13 protein-coding genes and 1 tRNA gene are annotated in these 16873 nt (G+C 47.7%); 6 read left to right on the forward strand and 8 right to left on the reverse strand.

Annotation, left to right across the window (positions count from 1 at the left end; genetic code table 11):
* Positions 1–45: 45 nt before the first annotated feature.
* From glpD to BZJ21_RS01745, 4 genes are all read right to left on the reverse strand, one after another.
* The gene (glpD, locus tag BZJ21_RS01730) at positions 46–1587 is read right to left on the reverse strand and encodes a glycerol-3-phosphate dehydrogenase (protein WP_077457321.1); all 1542 of its coding nucleotides are present in this window, start codon (positions 1585–1587) and stop codon (positions 46–48) included.
* Between the two features lie 295 nt (positions 1588–1882).
* Positions 1883–3406, reverse strand: a complete 1524-nt coding sequence (glpK, locus tag BZJ21_RS01735; RefSeq protein ID WP_077460889.1) for a glycerol kinase GlpK — start codon at positions 3404–3406, stop codon at positions 1883–1885.
* A 63-nt stretch (positions 3407–3469) separates the two neighbouring features.
* Positions 3470–4339 carry an MIP/aquaporin family protein gene (locus BZJ21_RS01740; protein WP_025744339.1) on the reverse strand — a complete coding sequence of 290 codons (870 nt, stop codon included), beginning with the start codon at positions 4337–4339 and terminating at the stop codon, positions 3470–3472.
* Positions 4340–4625: 286 nt separating this feature from the next.
* Positions 4626–5330 (reverse strand): riboflavin synthase, encoded by a 705-nt coding sequence (locus BZJ21_RS01745; protein ID WP_025744340.1) that lies wholly within the window; start codon positions 5328–5330, stop codon positions 4626–4628.
* Positions 5331–5587: 257 nt separating this feature from the next.
* Between BZJ21_RS01745 and BZJ21_RS01750 the strand changes: the two genes are divergently transcribed.
* Entirely contained in the window at positions 5588–6601 is a 1014-nt protein-coding gene (locus BZJ21_RS01750) for a 2-hydroxyacid dehydrogenase (protein ID WP_077668978.1), read from the forward strand.
* A 63-nt stretch (positions 6602–6664) separates the two neighbouring features.
* Here BZJ21_RS01750 and yiaY read toward each other — a convergent pair whose 3' ends face one another.
* Complete coding sequence (gene yiaY / locus BZJ21_RS01755; RefSeq protein ID WP_077668979.1) at positions 6665–7813, reverse strand: L-threonine dehydrogenase; 1149 nt, start codon at positions 7811–7813, stop codon at positions 6665–6667.
* A 283-nt stretch (positions 7814–8096) separates the two neighbouring features.
* Between yiaY and BZJ21_RS01760 the strand changes: the two genes are divergently transcribed.
* Positions 8097–8735 (forward strand): OmpA family protein, encoded by a 639-nt coding sequence (locus BZJ21_RS01760; protein WP_025744343.1) that lies wholly within the window; start codon positions 8097–8099, stop codon positions 8733–8735.
* An 82-nt stretch (positions 8736–8817) separates the two neighbouring features.
* Here the strand turns inward: BZJ21_RS01760 and BZJ21_RS01765 are convergent, their stop codons facing one another.
* Complete coding sequence (locus BZJ21_RS01765) at positions 8818–10374, reverse strand: cryptochrome/photolyase family protein (RefSeq protein ID WP_236719498.1); 1557 nt, start codon at positions 10372–10374, stop codon at positions 8818–8820.
* Positions 10375–10570: 196 nt separating this feature from the next.
* Here BZJ21_RS01765 and BZJ21_RS01770 point away from each other — a divergent pair, with 196 nt between their 5' ends.
* Together BZJ21_RS01770 and BZJ21_RS01775 are read left to right on the forward strand one after the other, a co-directional pair.
* The gene (locus tag BZJ21_RS01770) at positions 10571–11107 is read left to right on the forward strand and encodes a hypothetical protein (RefSeq protein ID WP_077460883.1); all 537 of its coding nucleotides are present in this window, start codon (positions 10571–10573) and stop codon (positions 11105–11107) included.
* An 87-nt stretch (positions 11108–11194) separates the two neighbouring features.
* On the forward strand, positions 11195–11857 hold the full coding sequence (locus BZJ21_RS01775; RefSeq protein ID WP_077460882.1) for a glutathione S-transferase: 663 nt from the start codon (positions 11195–11197) through the stop codon (positions 11855–11857).
* Between the two features lie 23 nt (positions 11858–11880).
* Here BZJ21_RS01775 and BZJ21_RS01780 read toward each other — a convergent pair whose 3' ends face one another.
* Positions 11881–12561 (reverse strand): glutathione S-transferase family protein, encoded by a 681-nt coding sequence (locus BZJ21_RS01780; protein WP_077668981.1) that lies wholly within the window; start codon positions 12559–12561, stop codon positions 11881–11883.
* 338 nt (positions 12562–12899) lie between these two features.
* Between BZJ21_RS01780 and BZJ21_RS01785 the strand changes: the two genes are divergently transcribed.
* Positions 12900–14507, forward strand: coding sequence for a peptide ABC transporter substrate-binding protein (locus BZJ21_RS01785; RefSeq protein ID WP_077605502.1), 1608 nt, complete (start codon positions 12900–12902; stop codon positions 14505–14507).
* Between the two features lie 104 nt (positions 14508–14611).
* Here BZJ21_RS01785 and BZJ21_RS01790 read toward each other — a convergent pair.
* Positions 14612–14687, reverse strand: a tRNA-Asn gene (locus BZJ21_RS01790).
* Positions 14688–14892: 205 nt separating this feature from the next.
* On the opposite strand from BZJ21_RS01790, the gene BZJ21_RS01795 reads away from it, so the two are divergent.
* Positions 14893–16809, forward strand: coding sequence for an alkaline phosphatase D family protein (locus tag BZJ21_RS01795; protein WP_330359238.1), 1917 nt, complete (start codon positions 14893–14895; stop codon positions 16807–16809).
* Positions 16810–16873: the final 64 nt, after the last annotated feature.

The following is a 16873-nucleotide window of genomic DNA, read 5'->3' on the forward strand; positions in this document are numbered from 1 at the left end:
TTAGTCATCGAATCTTGTTCTCTGAACGACTCACTTTACCAAGTGTTAGCTCGCTTCACTCAATGGCAGTGCATGCACCTTGACGCGCTGTTGCTCGATGTACTGGCTAATCGCATCAGCCTGCTCTTCAGTCAAATAGAGACCAAGCTTCGTACGGCGCCATAGCGCGTCTTCAACATGCTGCACAAACTCGTGTTGAATGAGATAATTTAGCTCAGCTTGATAAACACCATCTGCAAACTGACGTCCCATATCTGCCTCGCTGGTGCAGCCTTTCATCAACTGATGGGTGCAAGTACCGTATGTGTCCACAAATCGCTGCGCCGTCTCGTGACTTAACCACGGGTAACGTTGCTTGATTGACATGGCCAGATCATCGCGACCACAGCTAAAGTCACCACCAGGTAACGTTCCGTTTGCGGTCCAAGGCTGACCCATTTTATCGAAAAATGGCTCAAGTTTATGCATGGCTGATTCGGCCAGTTTACGATAAGTGGTGAGCTTACCGCCGAAGATAGATACGAGCGGCGCTTGACTGCCCTGCTGCTCTAACTCAATGGTATAGTCACGTGTCATTGCCTGCGGTGAATCCGATTCGTCATCACATAGAGGACGCACACCACTGTAGGTCCAAATAACATCCTCGCGTTTGATTTGGTGCGTAAAATGCTGATTGACCACATCAACCAGATAATCAACTTCAGCATCATCAATTTTAGCTTCACGCGGATCCGCTTTGTGTTCAACATCCGTGGTGCCAATCAGTGAAAACTTATCCAGGTAAGGGATCACAAATACAATACGACCATCATTATTTTGCAGAATATAGGCTTGTGGATCTTGATGGATACGTGGCACCACCATATGAGAGCCTTTGATCATTTTGATCCCACGTGGCGATTTTTCATGAAGACTATCGTCGTAGAATTGTTTGACCCAAGGCCCTGTTGCATTCACCAAGGCTTTCGACTTGCGCTCAAAACGCTCGCCGGTATGTGCATCTTCTAAGGTAACACGCCAGATATTGTTTTCACGCTCTGCCGTCACCACTTTACAATAGTTACGGACTTCACCGCCTTTCTCTTTGGTAAACTGAGCGTTAAGCAGTGTGAGACGCGCATCATCTACCCACGCATCAGAGTACTCAAAACCGATCTTCATCTCTTTTTTCATATAGCCGGTTTTACTGAGATCCACTTTGTGGCTACTTGGTAACGTCGAACGTTTACCTAAATTGTCATATAAAAAGAGGCCACAACGAATCATCCACGCGGGGCGCAGATAAGAGCGATGCGGCAAACGAAAGCGCATAGGAAAGGCAATATGCGGCGCTTTGTTGATTAGCACTTCACGCTCTGCTAGCGCTTCGGAAACCAAACGAAATTCATAATGCTCTAAATAGCGAAGCCCGCCATGAATCAACTTTGAGCTTGCTGACGATGTGGCCGATGCGAAATCTTTTGCATCGTACAATCCAACATTAAGCCCGCGGCCTGCTGCATCTGCAGCGATGCCCGCACCATTGATACCGCCTCCCACGACGATAATATCGAGTAATGCTTCTTGATGAGTATTATGCGTAGTCATTATTAGCCGACCTTGTCCAGATATGAGCGAACGAACATTAATTGATGGGTATAACTGTATATCAACTTTCGTTTTCGGTCACTATTAATGTTCGAAAAATTATTATCGAGTGTGACAAGTGTAGAATAAGTGTTATAAAAATGCGTAGATTGTGAACCGTAAAGCCAAGATTAACGTAGCAGAGGCAGGTCGTTGTCACTCTGTTATTCAATAAAGCAGAATTCACCCGTCTGCGTTCAGGCATAAAAAAAGGCGCGAAAACGCGCCTTTTGAAGATAACTCGGTTTAGACGTAATTAAATGTCTTCTTCCTCATCATGAAGCTGTGCCCATGCCTGAGCACATTTTACCGCACGTTTCCAACCACGGTAACGACGGTTCCGCTTTTCTTCATCCTGATGAGGCTCAAAGCTACGATTGAGTTTCGCTTTGTCTTTTAACTCATCCAGACTACCCCAGAAACCAACAGCCATCCCCGCAAGATAACCTGCGCCCAGCGCCGTGACTTCGGTCACTTCGGGACGATGAACTTCCGTATTAAGCACATCGGCTTGGAATTGCATCAAGAAGTCATTGGCAACGGCACCACCATCCACGCGTAACGCCGCGAGCTTGATACCTGAATCGGCTTGCATTGCATCCAATACGTCACGAGTTTGGTAAGCAATCCCTTCCAATGTTGCTCGAATAATATGGTTTGAATTCACACCGCGCGTTAAGCCTACAATAGTACCGCGGGCATATGCATCCCAGTAGGGGGCGCCTAATCCCGTGAAAGCCGGGACCACATAAACACCATTTGACGTATCGACTTTAGTGGCAAAATACTCAGAATCATGCGCGTCTTCGAGCACTTTAAGCTCATCACGTAACCACTGGATAGAGGCTCCGCCCATAAAGACCGCGCCCTCAAGCGCATAAGAAGGTTCACCCTGTGGACCACAACCAATCGTCGTCAGCAGGCCATGAGAAGACGTAACTTTCTCTTGCCCTGTATTCATCAGCAAGAAGCACCCTGTGCCGTAGGTATTTTTCGCTTGTCCGGCTTCTACACACATTTGACCAAATAGCGCAGCCTGTTGGTCACCCGCGATCCCAGCAATTGGAATACGTGTCCCGCCTTTACCGCCGATATTCGTTTGCCCATATACCTCAGAAGAGCGACGCACTTCAGGTAACATTGAAGCGGGGATACCGAGCTCATCGAGCATTTTTTGATCCCAGCACATATCATTGATATTAAACAACATAGTTCGTGACGCATTGGTATAATCCGTCACATGCACACGCCCTTGGGTCATTTTCCAGACCAGCCAGGTATCCACGGTACCAAACAATAGCTTACCCGCTTCTGCGTCCTCTCGCGCGCCTTCGACGTTGTCCAAAATCCACTTCACTTTTGTACCTGAGAAATACGGATCAAGTACAAGCCCAGTGTTATCGCGAACATATGAAGTTAAACCACGCTCGCGCAAGTCATCACAGATGTCGGCGGTACGACGGCATTGCCACACAATCGCGTTGTACACAGGTTTTCCGGTTTCTTTATTCCAGACTACCGTGGTTTCACGCTGGTTTGTAATACCGATACCCGCAATCTCATCACTACGGATACCCGTTTTGCCCAACACCTCAACTAAGGTGGAGCTTTGTGTCGCGTAAATTTCCATTGGATCATGCTCGACCCAACCGGCTTGAGGATAAATCTGGGTAAATTCGCGCTGAGACACACCCACAATATTCGCGTCATGATCCATGACGACGGCGCGTGAGCTGGTAGTACCTTGGTCTAGAGCAACGATATATTTGTGCGCAGACATAATCGGGTTTCCTTCTATCTCTTATATTTTAGTCGTTATGGCGCACTAACGCGCCCATGCTACTTATGCGTTTACTTTTTGCGTCTCGGTTTCAGCCAGCTCCAGCTCCTCATCATCACACTGGTTAGGAATGGTGCAACCATGGCCCTCTTGAGGCAGGTATGGGGCAATCACTTTTGGATACAGCCAACCACCGAAACAGGCCCCTAAAATTGGTGCGACAATGGGCACAATAAAGTACGGAATATCGCGTGCGCCTGTCAGGGCATAATCCCATCCGGCAAAGAAGGCAAATAGTTTAGGACCGAAATCACGCGCAGGGTTCATTGCAAAACCGGTCAATGGACCTAACGAGCCACCGATAACCGCAATCAAAATACCGATGAGTAATGGATTCATTGGGCCACGTGCAGCGCCATTATTTTCATCGCCTAGCGCTAAGATGCCAAACATCAACACCGCTGTGATCACAAATTCAACCGCCATGGCACCCATGAAAGACAGAGCTTGATGCGGATACGTTGAGAAGATACCTGCGGTTGCTAAGGCCTCGGGGCTACTCCGAACAACATTATTGGCTAACTCCCACTCGACGAAAAGATTGCTATATAGACTGTAAACAAGTGCGGCGGACGCAAACGCACCAAGCATTTGCGAAATAATGTAGGGAACCACTTTACTTTTATCAAAACCATGGAAGGCCGCGAGAGCGATGGTAACGGCAGGATTAATGTGCGCGCCTGAGACACCTGCTGTGCAGTAAATGGCAATCGCCACACCAAAGCCCCAGACGATACTGATTTCCCACTGACCAAAGTCCGCGCCGGTCAGTACCAGCGCTGCCACACAACCCACGCCAAAGAAAATGAGCAAGCCCGTGCCGATAAACTCGGACACGCACTCGCCTAATAGAGTCGACGATGCTTTTTTCATGATGATTATCCTTGTCACTATTAGTAGGGGTACACGTTCAAAACCACACTACCATTTTGCATAATCACAGCATCTCGAAAACAAACTCACAACAAAAATGAGCGTTCGAGCATAATTTTATGACTTAATACTGACATTTTTGTTAACTACATCATTATTTGAGCATGTTCGCGCACAAAATGCGCACACACAGTGGGATGGCTAGAAAGCTAGGGATGGCAAGGCTTGGCGCCCCTCATATCCATGCAGTGATCGTTGAGGAGCGCGCTTTGTTGTTATCTTTTTGTTATCGAGAGGTTGGCATTGAGACCCCAAGTGTATCAAGATCGATCCCTTTCTCCTTTGCTAACGATTCGAGCACAGGAAGTAAGGGGCCAAGCTTTTCGCTCAACGTATCACGCACGGTATCCACCATCACTTGGGTTTGTCGCTCGATTTCTATATTAACGGAATCACCGACAGTCTTTCGCTCGAACGTTGTCATTCGCCGCGTCTCTGGGATCAACCAAACGTCAAACCACCCTTCATCCTTGTTTACGTCGGCAATGGTCAAGCTTGCACCATTAATAGCGATATAACCTTTGGCAAAGATGTAGCGCATCCATGACGTTGCTAAGGAAAATCGCAATCGACAATTTTCCTCTTGAAACAGCACGTCATGCACTAAAGCACAGCAATCCACATGCCCCGATAACGGATGTCCGCCGATTTCTGCGCCATCTTTCGCTGCTCGCTCCGCATTCACGCTATCGCCAGTATTAAACGAACGTAACGTCGTTATCGCTAAGCTTTGTAGCATCACATCAAAGCGCACAAGATTCGCTTCTAATCGCTCAGTGACCGTCAAACATACGCCATCAATGGCGACACTGGCACCAATTTCTAATCCATCACAAAAGCCATCTGGGAAGCGAATATCGAACGTTCGGATACCTTGGTGATCGCGACAAACGTCAATATTTGCCACCGCTTGAATAATTCCGGTAAACATGGGGACTCCCTCACTCATTGTGTTTTTAGGATACTGCTGCACGTTTGGTGGTGCAACGATGTGTTTCAGTAGTGAAAATCATTCTGATTGGCTCATTTAGGTCGGCATATTGGTGTTAAAAATAGGTGCATAGATGCGTGAAAGGTTAGTGGCTATGATTCGACCATAAACACACACTTTTTGGGGTTTATTTCTGATCAAAATCACGTTATTGATAGAGACCATTCACCTCCCCCGATTAAACCGGAGGCTATTTAATGACGACCATTGCCGTATTTAGCGCGAAATCTTATGACAAGGCCGCCTTTACTCATGTCAACGACGCATTTGCGTACACGTTTGAGTTTCATGATTTCCAACTCACTGACAAAACAGCCAAAATGGCGCAAGGTGCCGAGGTGGTTTGTGCGTTTGTAAACGATGATTTGTCTCGCCCCGTACTTGAAATTCTCGCAAAGGCAGGGACTTCTCTCGTAGCCTTGCGTTGCGCTGGCTACGACCGTGTCGATCTCGACGCAGCTAAATCACTGGGGATCACGGTTGTGCGCGTGCCCGCGTACTCGCCTGAATCGGTCGCCGAGCACACGGTTGGCATGATGATGTGTCTTAATCGTCGTTTCCATAAAGCGTATCAACGTACCCGCGACGCGAACTTTGAGCTTGAGGGTTTAGTCGGCTTCAACTTTCATGGCAAAACAGCGGGGATTATTGGCACAGGAAAAATTGGTATTGCGACCATGCGCATTCTCAACGGCCTAGGGATGCGTCTACTCTGCCACGATCCCTACCAAAACCCACAGGCCCTTGAACTGGGGGCGGTATATGTTTCAAAAGAAACGCTTTATGCGCAAAGTGATGTGGTTTCTTTGCATTGCCCCATGTCTAAAGAGAACTACCATTTACTTAGTGCCAACGCATTCAATCAAATGAAAGACGGTGTGATGGTGATAAACACCAGTCGGGGCGAGCTTCTTGATTCTGTCGCGGCCATCGAGGCACTCAAACAAGGCCGAATTGGCTCATTAGGCTTAGATGTCTACGACAATGAGCGCGATCTCTTTTTCCAAGATAAATCGAATGATGTGATTGTGGATGACGTATTTCGTCGGCTTTCAGCCTGCCACAACGTATTGATTACCGGCCACCAGGCTTTCTTAACCAAAGAAGCACTGCACAACATTGCCGAGACCACATTGGCGAACATTCAGATCGTACTAAGTGGTCAGACTTGCCAAAACCAAATCGTCGAAGTGGAAGACAGAAGCGATTAACGCCGATTAAAAAAGGCCTGATCGCTCAGGCCTTTTGTTCTTCAATATCGATTTAGCGGCTGATTACATGGCTTCCATGAAAATTTTAGCAATTTCTTCATGGGTTGCTTGCTTCGGATTGGTAAACCCGCAAGCATCTTTGAGCGCATTTTCCGTCAACACATCAATATCGTATTGTTTAACGCCCAATTCATTCAGACCTGCAGGAATACCTACATCCGTTGACAACGACTGAATCGCTTGGATTGCGGCTTTCGCACCTTCATCCTCAGTCATGTTTTCGGTATCAACGCCCATCGCAGTTGCCACATCGCGTAAACGACTTGCACAGACTTGCGCGTTATAGCGCTGAACATGGGGGAGCAATACCGCGTTACACACACCATGAGGGAGGTCATAAAACCCGCCGAGCTGATGTGCCATGGCATGCACATAGCCGAGCGACGCATTATTGAATGCCATACCGGCCATAAACTGCGCATAAGCCATTTGTTCACGTGCCTCAATATTCTGTCCGTCAGCCACGGCGGTACGAAGGTGCTCTTGAATCAAGGTCATTGCTTTGAGCGCGACGGCATCCGTGATCGGTGTCGCGGCGGTTGACACATACGCTTCAACGGCGTGAGTTAACGCGTCCATTCCGGTCGCCGCAGTCAGTGAAGCTGGCTTCGCGAGCATAAGCTCAGGATCATTCACCGAGATAATTGGCGTGGTATGCTTATCGACAATCGCCATCTTAATATGACGTTCTTCTTCAGTAATAATACAAAAACGCGTCATCTCAGATGCCGTGCCGGCTGTTGTATTGATCGCAATCAGTGGCAGTTGAGGTTTCGCCGATTGATCGACACCTTCATAATCACTGATATGGCCGCCGTTCGTGGCAACTAAAGCGATACCCTTCGCACAATCATGCGGCGATCCGCCACCCAAAGAGATCACGCAGTCACATTGATTCGCTTGCAAAAGCTCAAGGCCTTGCGCCACATTGCCGGTTGTTGGGTTAGGCTGAGTACCGTCATACACCACACTGTCAACCTGGCGACTATCCAGTAACGCCGCGATTTGTTTGACGACACCAATTTCGTTCAGCACCTTATCGGTGACAATGAGGGCTTTTTTAAATCCATGCGATTGAATAGCGTCTGCGGCTTCTGAAAGGCATCCGGCACCCATAAGGTTAACCGCTGGGATAAAGAAAGTGCTCGACATGATCCTTGACTCCTTTTGTAGGGATAACAGAGGTTTTAGCAGAAAGTGCTTTCCCCTTTTGATGCCATTTTGTAACACGCCATTAGTTCGTCACATTTTGATCCAGCGCAATTTGCTAGGCAAGATAAACAAAATAAAAGACAAAACTGAGAGTTGTGTCTGCGACGGAGTCCATTGTGTTTAAAACATCAGCAGAAAATCATTTTTTTGACACTTTCTTGAAGAATAATGTCTAACATGCAATAGAGTAGAGTCATCGCTAACTTGTGATAGAGAGAACACAATGGGAACAAAATATAAACTGACTGCGGTTGCGGTTTTGACTGCCTCACTGGCATTAACAGGCTGTGAATCCATGTCGAATGCCCAAAAAGGTGCGGCCATTGGCGCGATCACCGGTGCGATTGCGGGTAAGTCCACCTCCAACCACAAAGATAAACGCGCATTCATCGGGGCGGCCATTGGCGCGATCGGTGGTGCCGCGGTGGGCAACTATATGGATAAGCAAGAGCAGGCTTTCCGTGAAGAATTGGCAGGTTCCGGCATTCAAGTAGTGCGAGAAGGGGATAACATTCGTTTGATCATGCCATCGAATATTACCTTTGGATTGGATCAAGATGCTATCGCCGCCGACTTCTATCCCACCCTCAATGCGGTTTCCAACGTCATGCGCAAATACGACAAAACCTTTTTAAGCATTGAGGGCCATACCGACAACACAGGGGCAGCCTCATACAACCAAGGCTTGTCTGAGCGACGTGCGATGAGCGTTAAACGCTATCTTGCAAGCCAGTCTATCGACAATGCGCGCCTTTATACCTCTGGATTTGGCGAAACACGTCCACTCGTTGCCAATAACAGTGCATCCAATCGCGCATTGAATCGTCGGGTTGAGATTCAAGTGGTGCCAAACACCCAATAGCGGCGGTGATTAGTCAAGAGTGACACAACACAGTGCGCTTATTGGCAGTAAGCGCACCATAAAGAGGTATTGACCACCGACACTAGAGGTTATCGAGGTGAGCAAGCAAATAGTCTGCACGCTCAAGCATGGCCTCGCGCTGGGCAGCGTCCATTTTATCCCAGTTTCTGTAAGGCATGGCCATTCTTGGATTTCGACTAAAGCGATCGCGATGACGCTGCATAAAATGCCAATAAAGTGCATTCAGTGGACACGCGTTATCCCCCACTTTCTCTTTCACTGAGTAATGACAATCGCCGCAATAATCACTCATGCGATTAATATAAGCGCCACTAGCCGCATAGGGTTTCGTGCCAACCAACCCGTTATCAGCAAATTGCGTCATCCCCCTAGTGTTAGGCATCTCAACCCATTCTATCGCATCAATATAAATTGATAAGTACCAGTCATCAACGGCATCTGGGTTAATACCTGCTAGCAAGCAAAAGTTCCCCGTTACCATGAGTCGTTGAATATGGTGTGCGTAGGCCGTTTGCAATGACTGGGTCACCGCTTGAGACAAACAGCGCATTTTGGTTTGCCCATCCCAGAAATAACGCGGGAGTGGTCGATTTGCCTCGAGGACATTTTTCTCTGCATAAGCAGGCATATTTGCCCAATATACGCCACGTATGTACTCCCGCCAGCCTAAAATTTGACGCACAAAGCCTTCGATCTGCGCCAGGTTGATGGCATCACTATGTCGGAAATACTCAATCGCGACGGTAATAACCTGCATGGGATGAAGTAACTTTGCATTCAGTGCAAACGACAAACGGCTGTGATAGAGGCTCCATTGGTGATCGCTACGACCCGTCATGGCATCTTGAAACTGACCAAACAGAGGCAAGCAATGACGGCAAAAGTGATCCAACAAGGCTTTCGCCTGTGAACGTGTCACAGGCCAGAGTAGGTCTGGTGCAGGTTCACCGATCGTCGCAACGTTATGCCGTTTGATACGAGCTAAAATATCGCGAACATCGTTACTGAATACTAAGGGAGACGGAATGGCAGCTAAATCGCTTTTTTTGAGCTTGTTACGATTATCTTGATCGTAATTCCAGCGTCCTCCTTCTGGCGCATCACCGTCCATCAGGACACCAAACTGGCGACGCATATCCCGATAAAAATACTCCATTTTACGATGTTTATTCGCCGTAAACTGAGTCGCTATATGCTCGTAAGGCAATAAAAAATGCTCTGTATCAACACATTGGATTGCCACTTTATTGGGGAGATTGAGCGCGATGAGTTGCTGCGAAAGCCGATACTCGTCCGGCCGCTGATACGCAAAGGTGTTTACCTGATAATGTTCACACAAAGCACTTATTAGCGCGGGTAAATCTTGATAGCGTTGAGTGTCATCTAAAGTGAGGTAACAGACATGGTGACCCGCCTGCTCAAGTGCATGGGAAAAGGCCGCCATCGCCGCGAAGAATGCGCTTACCTTTTGGACATGATGCCTGACATAGGTGGCTTCTTGGTTAAGCTCCGCAACCAAATAAAGCACAGAGTCATCGGTCTGTTTAAACCATGAATGGCTCGCATTGAGCTGATCGCCCAGCACCAAGCGCAAAGTTTTATAGTGCGTGCTCTTCACTGGCACCTCGTTGTCATAATAAGTGTTGCAAGATAAATGTTGCAAAATCATACGCAGCAAACCACATTTTCGATGATTGCCTAGCTCAACCAGCTTGAATATCTGCCAAAACGCTCTACATTGGTCCAAACACTAGCCATTATGCCCTACTCTTATGCGCGCACTTCTTGTCAGATTTTGCCTGTTGATCACTCCAATGATAGTTGTCTATCCGACATTGGCAATGAATGAGCCCGCTAGCCAGTTTGTACAAGACCTTCGCTTCCACGGCTACATAGATAATTACGGTAACGTAAAACTGCGGTTTGCGCCGATTACAGCACTCCCTGCAGGGTTCAAAACAAAAGGGTACCTGGATATTGAAGCCAGTGATATTGTACGGCTACCTCGCGGATTAGAGGTGGGCGGGTATTTTAACGCGGCCAATACCGCTTTGAAGCAGCTACCGAGGATGAAAGTCGGTGGCTATATTAACCTGACCAATACACAAATAACGCGTCTGCCCCCTAACCTCGTGGTGCGAGGCGATTTAAGCCTGGTCAATACGCCATTGACAGCGCTCCCTCAGCGTCTATTTGTTGAAGGCAATTTATACCTCACGAACTCACCGATAAACGCTATTCCTGACGATATCTATATCGGCGGCAATCTGTATATTCGCGGTACAAATATTCAAGAAATCAGTCCGGATCTTCGTATCGAAGGACAAGTCCTTCCCGCTCTTACCCAATGATCTGCCAACCATTATTGATCGAATCAGCATTAGAGTCGTACGTTATCCCGAGCCTAGTTTTTAAATTACAGTCTAAAACGGTCCGATATGATTACTTTACATCATTTAGAGCAATCGCGGTCTCAGCGTATTGTTTGGTTATTGGAGTCTTTGGCGGTTCCATATCAGTTGGTTCGCCACCAGCGTGACCCAAAAACCAAACTCGCACCGCGTGAGTTGAAACAAATACACAGCTTGGGGAAAGCGCCCGTGATCGAAGACGGGGACATTGTGATTGCGGAATCTGGCGCAATCATTGAATATTTGTTAGATACATACGGGGATGGCAGCTTAATACCTGAAACAAAAACAGAGAAGAGCCTCTATCGATACTGGATGCATTATGCCGAAGGCTCTCTGATGCCACCATTGGTGATGTCTCTGATATTCAGTAAAATTCCAGAATCTCCCATGCCATTTTTTATTCGGCCCCTAGCCCGGAAGCTGATGGATGGTGTGAAGCAGCAGTTCCTGACGCCGCAGTTACACGACCATTTCGCTATGATAGATAATCATTTAGCGCATCATAAATGGCTCTGTGGGGACCAAATCACAGCGGCCGATATTCAAATGAGTTTTCCATTATTGGCAGCGCGCCCACAGCTTCATACCGAACATCACGCCAACATTTTTCGCTATCTGGAGCAAGTTGAGCAGCAACCCGGCTACCAGAATGCGTTATGCGTGGTCGGCCCCCTAAAAACACTGTAACAAAGACAGTGTTAAGGCTTGTATTATGCAGGCAGAGTCGACTCTGCTTGCATGATCCAACGCTGATAGCCTGGCAAATCAGCTAACTGCTGATACCAGCGAGAGATATTAGGTGGCAAGGTTAAAGACGCCTCATTATGCAAGCTATGGATCAAACTTCCTATCGCAATATCAGCCAATGTTATGCGATCTGATGCGAGATATTTTTGCTCCGCCAGTACCTCATCGATTCGTTCCAGATGATAACGACACTGCTCTAGCGCCTTTTCTCGTGATGGCATATCTCGTGATGACATAGCTTGTGAAGACATAGCTTGTGAAGACATAGCTTGTGAAGACATAGCATGTGGGTGGTCAGAGGCTGAAGAGAATAACGCCCTTTTAATAACGGGTTGGAATGAGGAGAGACACCAGTCCATCCAGCGTTCATAACATGATCGTTGAAACGCACAATCCGGATACCACATTTTGTTACCATAACAAGCAACGAGGTAGCGCAATATGGTATGTGACTCCCACACGCTATTCGGGCCGTCTTCTAAAACGGGGGTTTGTTGCATCGGACAACGCTCAGCGATGGCTTGTGCGTCACGATGGCTATGACGAATATCGACTTCTTCTAGCGCAATACTTAAATCCAGCTCCTCAATCAACCACATCACTTTCTGAACATTTATTGACAGCGGATGTCCGTACACTTTCATTTTACTCTCCTTGTAACAGTCAGAAGCAGTTCCTTGCCTTGATTTTATTTGATTTAAGATGAATGTTTGAGGCTCGCATAATCCAACGAGCTTAGCAAGTCATCGTGTTTCTATGCTAAAAGCATGACAACTTAGCCATACAAACACCAGGAAGACCAACGATCATGCTGCTTTAATCGCTTAAACCCCTGTTTAATGCTGCTCGCGAGGTGTCACCTTTTATTGCTGTCACCAACGCGCATCATATTTCTTTCATCTAGGTTTTATTTCATCAGCAATTAGGGTTAATCTATTGATTGTTAAGATTTATTAACAAAACACTCAACCAAGGAAGGCTTATGAAAATCAAGATACTCGCCAGTGCCATGGCGTTAACATTATGCAGTTCAGCGTTTGCCGCCCAAGTGCCAGAGAATGTCACCCTCGCTAATGAACAGACCCTCATTTGGGGCGTCGCCGGTGAAGTACCAACACTAGACCCGACCAAATCCAGCGATACCGCCAGCAATAAAATTATCTCCGATTTATTTGAAGGGTTAATGATTCGTAATCCAGAAGGCGAGGTTGTGCCCGGCCTGGCGAAAGACTGGGAAATCAGTGACGATGGACTTAAATATACGTTTCATCTACGTGATGCGAAATGGTCAGACGGTGAGCCTATAACGGCCGACGACGTTATCTTTACCTTACGACGCGTCGTCGATCCTGTTACAGGTGCGCCTTACGCTTGGTATTTAGGGACCGCCAATATTCAGAACGCAAAAGCGATCACTGACGGCGAAAAGCCAGCAGAGCAACTCGGGGTTAAAGCCATTGACGATCACACGGTTGAGTTTACCCTGGAACGTCGTACGCCTTACTTCCCCAATATGCTGACTCACTCATCAACGTATCCAGTACCACAGCATGCGCTTGAAGCGTTTGGTGACAGCTGGACTCGCCCCAACAATATGGTGAACTCGGGTGCCTACAATCTCACTAACTGGGTCATTAATGAGCGCATTGATCTTGAGCGAAATCCGCTTTATTGGAACGACAAAGAAACAGTGATTAATAAGACTTCGTATGTTGCATCAAGTAATGTCAATGCTGAATATAACCGTTATCGTACCGGCGAGATCGATATCACCTCGAGCTTCCCTTTGGAAGCGTATGATCAAATCAAAAAAGAACGCCCTAATGAATTGATCACCATGCCGTCTTTGGCAACCTATTATTACTTATTTAATACCGAAAAGGCCCCTTTTGACGATGTCAGAGTGCGCAAAGCCTTATCTTATGCCATTGATAGAAACATCATCACCGATATTATTCTCGGCCAAGGCCAAATTCCTGCGTATGGCGCTACCCCACCAGCGATTAACCACTTTGAGGCACCCAAGCTTGAATGGGCGGAAATGAGTCAGGATGCGCGCTATCAAAAAGCCAAATCCTTATTGGCGGAAGCCGGGTTTACGCAAGACAATCCACTGGAGTTTGAACTGGTTTACAACACTATGGAGTCACACAAAAAACTGGCACTGGCAGTAACCTCGATGTGGAAACGCCACCTCCCGGTTGATGTCAACTTAGCCAACCAAGAGTGGAAAACCTTTTTACAAAAAGTGCTGCAAAAAGATTTTGATGTCGCCCGAGACGGTTGGATTGGTGACTATAACGAAGCATCGACGTTCTTGAGCTATTTCAGTAGTGACGGTATGAATAAAACCAGTTGGGGGAATAAAGATTATGATCACGCGCTGGATCAGGCTTTGACGGTCGTCGACCCGGAAAAACGCAACGATTACTATCAAGAAGCCGAGCGTATTTTTGCTCGCGACATGCCAGCCATTCCGCTGTACTTCTACACACGTAGTGTGATTAAAAGCCCTAAAGTAGGCGGTTATAACGTTGAGAACCCGAATAAATTGCGGTACACCCGTAATCTATACATAACGCAAAATTAATGGCAGAAAGTGCAAACGCCACGCTACCTAGCGTGGCGTTTGACAATACGTGACAAAAGCCAAAAAAAAAACGCCAGTCTTTCGACTAGCGCTTTCTCTAAATTTGGCTCCCCCAACTGGACTCGAACCAGTGACATACGGATTAACAGTCCGCCGTTCTACCAACTGAACTATGGGGGAATTGTCTTTTTCGACAACGAGCGAGATGATAGGCAATCCATTATCTCGGTGCAACCCTTTTTTCAATAAATCCCCACATACTCGGCTCGAATGGCTAAAAAGGCAACAAATCAGACGATTAAACTATCTTCTTTGCACTCACGTAGGTAAAAGTACAAATATACAACCCAGTAGCCCAGTAGCTGATTTCGAGGACCCAGAGACATTGGATAAAGACGCATCGCTCCCACTCTTTATTGCCGGCCCCATGCTACGGCGTACGACACAGCATGAAGTGACGTTATGGTCAGTGCTAACACAAAAGCCCGAAGATGGCACCGTGTCAGTTTATCAGCACAACCAGATATTAGCATCCATGCCATTGTCAGCCGGACATTGGTTTCGTCTTGGCGAGCGTGCGTGGGTCGTGCTTCATCATTTCCGGTCGGCTCATGGGTTTCCCGTCGATCTCCCGTTGTCATACGATATACAGATCAACCACAGGGGAATGGCGGACATCCAACCGGATATCTTGTATGACAACGAGCAAGCGCCCTCTTTTTGTATTCCCTCAAAAGCCACCCACATCGCACATGGCTCATGCCGACATCCCCACCATCGCTGCGATGATGCCCTCGTCACTCTCGACCAACATTTGGCCACGACCCCCATACCACACTGGCCCAATATGTTGATTATGAGTGGGGATCAAATCTACGCCGATGACGTCGCCACGCCGATGCTGCAGCGTATTCGCCGGTTAATTGCCGTATTAGGTCTTAAAAATGAGTATTTCGAGGCCGCGCCCATTGTCGACTGCCGTGCCTTGGATACACATCCTGACAGCTATGTTCAACGTGGCAAGCTCCTCCCTAGCCAGCGCGCGGAAAAGGGCGGCCGTTTAGAGAGACTGTTTGGTCAACCACAGCCTATTTTTACCTCCAAAACCGTCTCCAATCACTTGATAAGCTTTGCAGAACACGTCGCCATGTATTTGCTGGTTTGGGCTCCCGTTTCTTGGACGCTAACAGACGGACCTCATCTTCATCTCCCCAGTCAACTTACCGACAGTCAACGCGAACGCTATCAACAAGAAACACTCGCACTCAATGCCTTTCGTTCCGGTTTAACCGGTGTGCAGCGACTATTCGCACATCTATCAACCTATATGATCTTTGATGACCATGACATCACGGATGATTGGAATATCACCGTCGGTTGGGAGCAGGCCGCGTATCTCAATCCCTTTTCTCGTCGCATTATCGGCAATGGTCTGATGGCTTACTGGTTGTGCCAAGGTTGGGGCAATGCGCCCGATAACTTTGGCCAAGACTTTCTCACTACCGCCCGCCAAAGCGCCTATCAGCCCATTAGTGTTTGCGACCTGGACACACAAACAGAGACGCACCAGGCTATGGTGGAGCAATGTCTGCGCTTTGAGCACTGGCATTACACGGTACCAACCACGCCACATCTTGTTGTGTTAGATACACGCACTCGTCGCTGGCGATCCGAGTCACGAATGAATAAACCGTCGGGCCTGATGGACTGGGAAGCACTGATGGATTTTCAACATGATCTGTTAAGGCATGATAGCGCGGTGATCGTCTCTGCCGCTCCCATGTTTGGCGTTAAATTTATCGAGGTATTACAGCGAATTGCGACCTGGCTAGGCGCGCCGACTGTCGTCGATGCCGAAAACTGGATGGCCCACCCAGGGAGTGCCAATACGCTACTCAGTATTTTTCGTCATCAACGTACGCCCACCAATTACGTGATTTTATCTGGGGATGTGCATTACTCGTTTGCTTATGATATTCGAATCCGATTTCGCACCCATAGTCCGCGTTTGTGGCAAATAACTGCCAGTGGTTTCAAAAACCGCTTCCCCGAGCCACTTCTGAGCTTTTGCGAGTGGTGCGATCGCGTTTTATTCAGCCCACTGTCTCCACTGAATTGGCTCACTAAACGCAAGCGTATGCGCATTGATCGGCGCGACCCTGATACGCCAGGCCCGAAGCGTCTCGTCAATGCCAGCGCCGTAGGATTGGTCACCTTGAATGAAGATGGCTCTCCACGCACCATTAGCCTTCTGAAGACCGATGGTCAACGCGTCTCTTTTCCCGAAAAGACAAAGACCTAGACAGCTCGCCTACTACATCACCGTGATTATCATCGATGAAATTTGGATAATCGCGGTAAGCAGG

Source organism: Salinivibrio costicola subsp. alcaliphilus, assembly GCF_001996185.1.
GTDB classification, from domain to species: Bacteria; Pseudomonadota; Gammaproteobacteria; order Enterobacterales; family Vibrionaceae; genus Salinivibrio; species Salinivibrio costicola.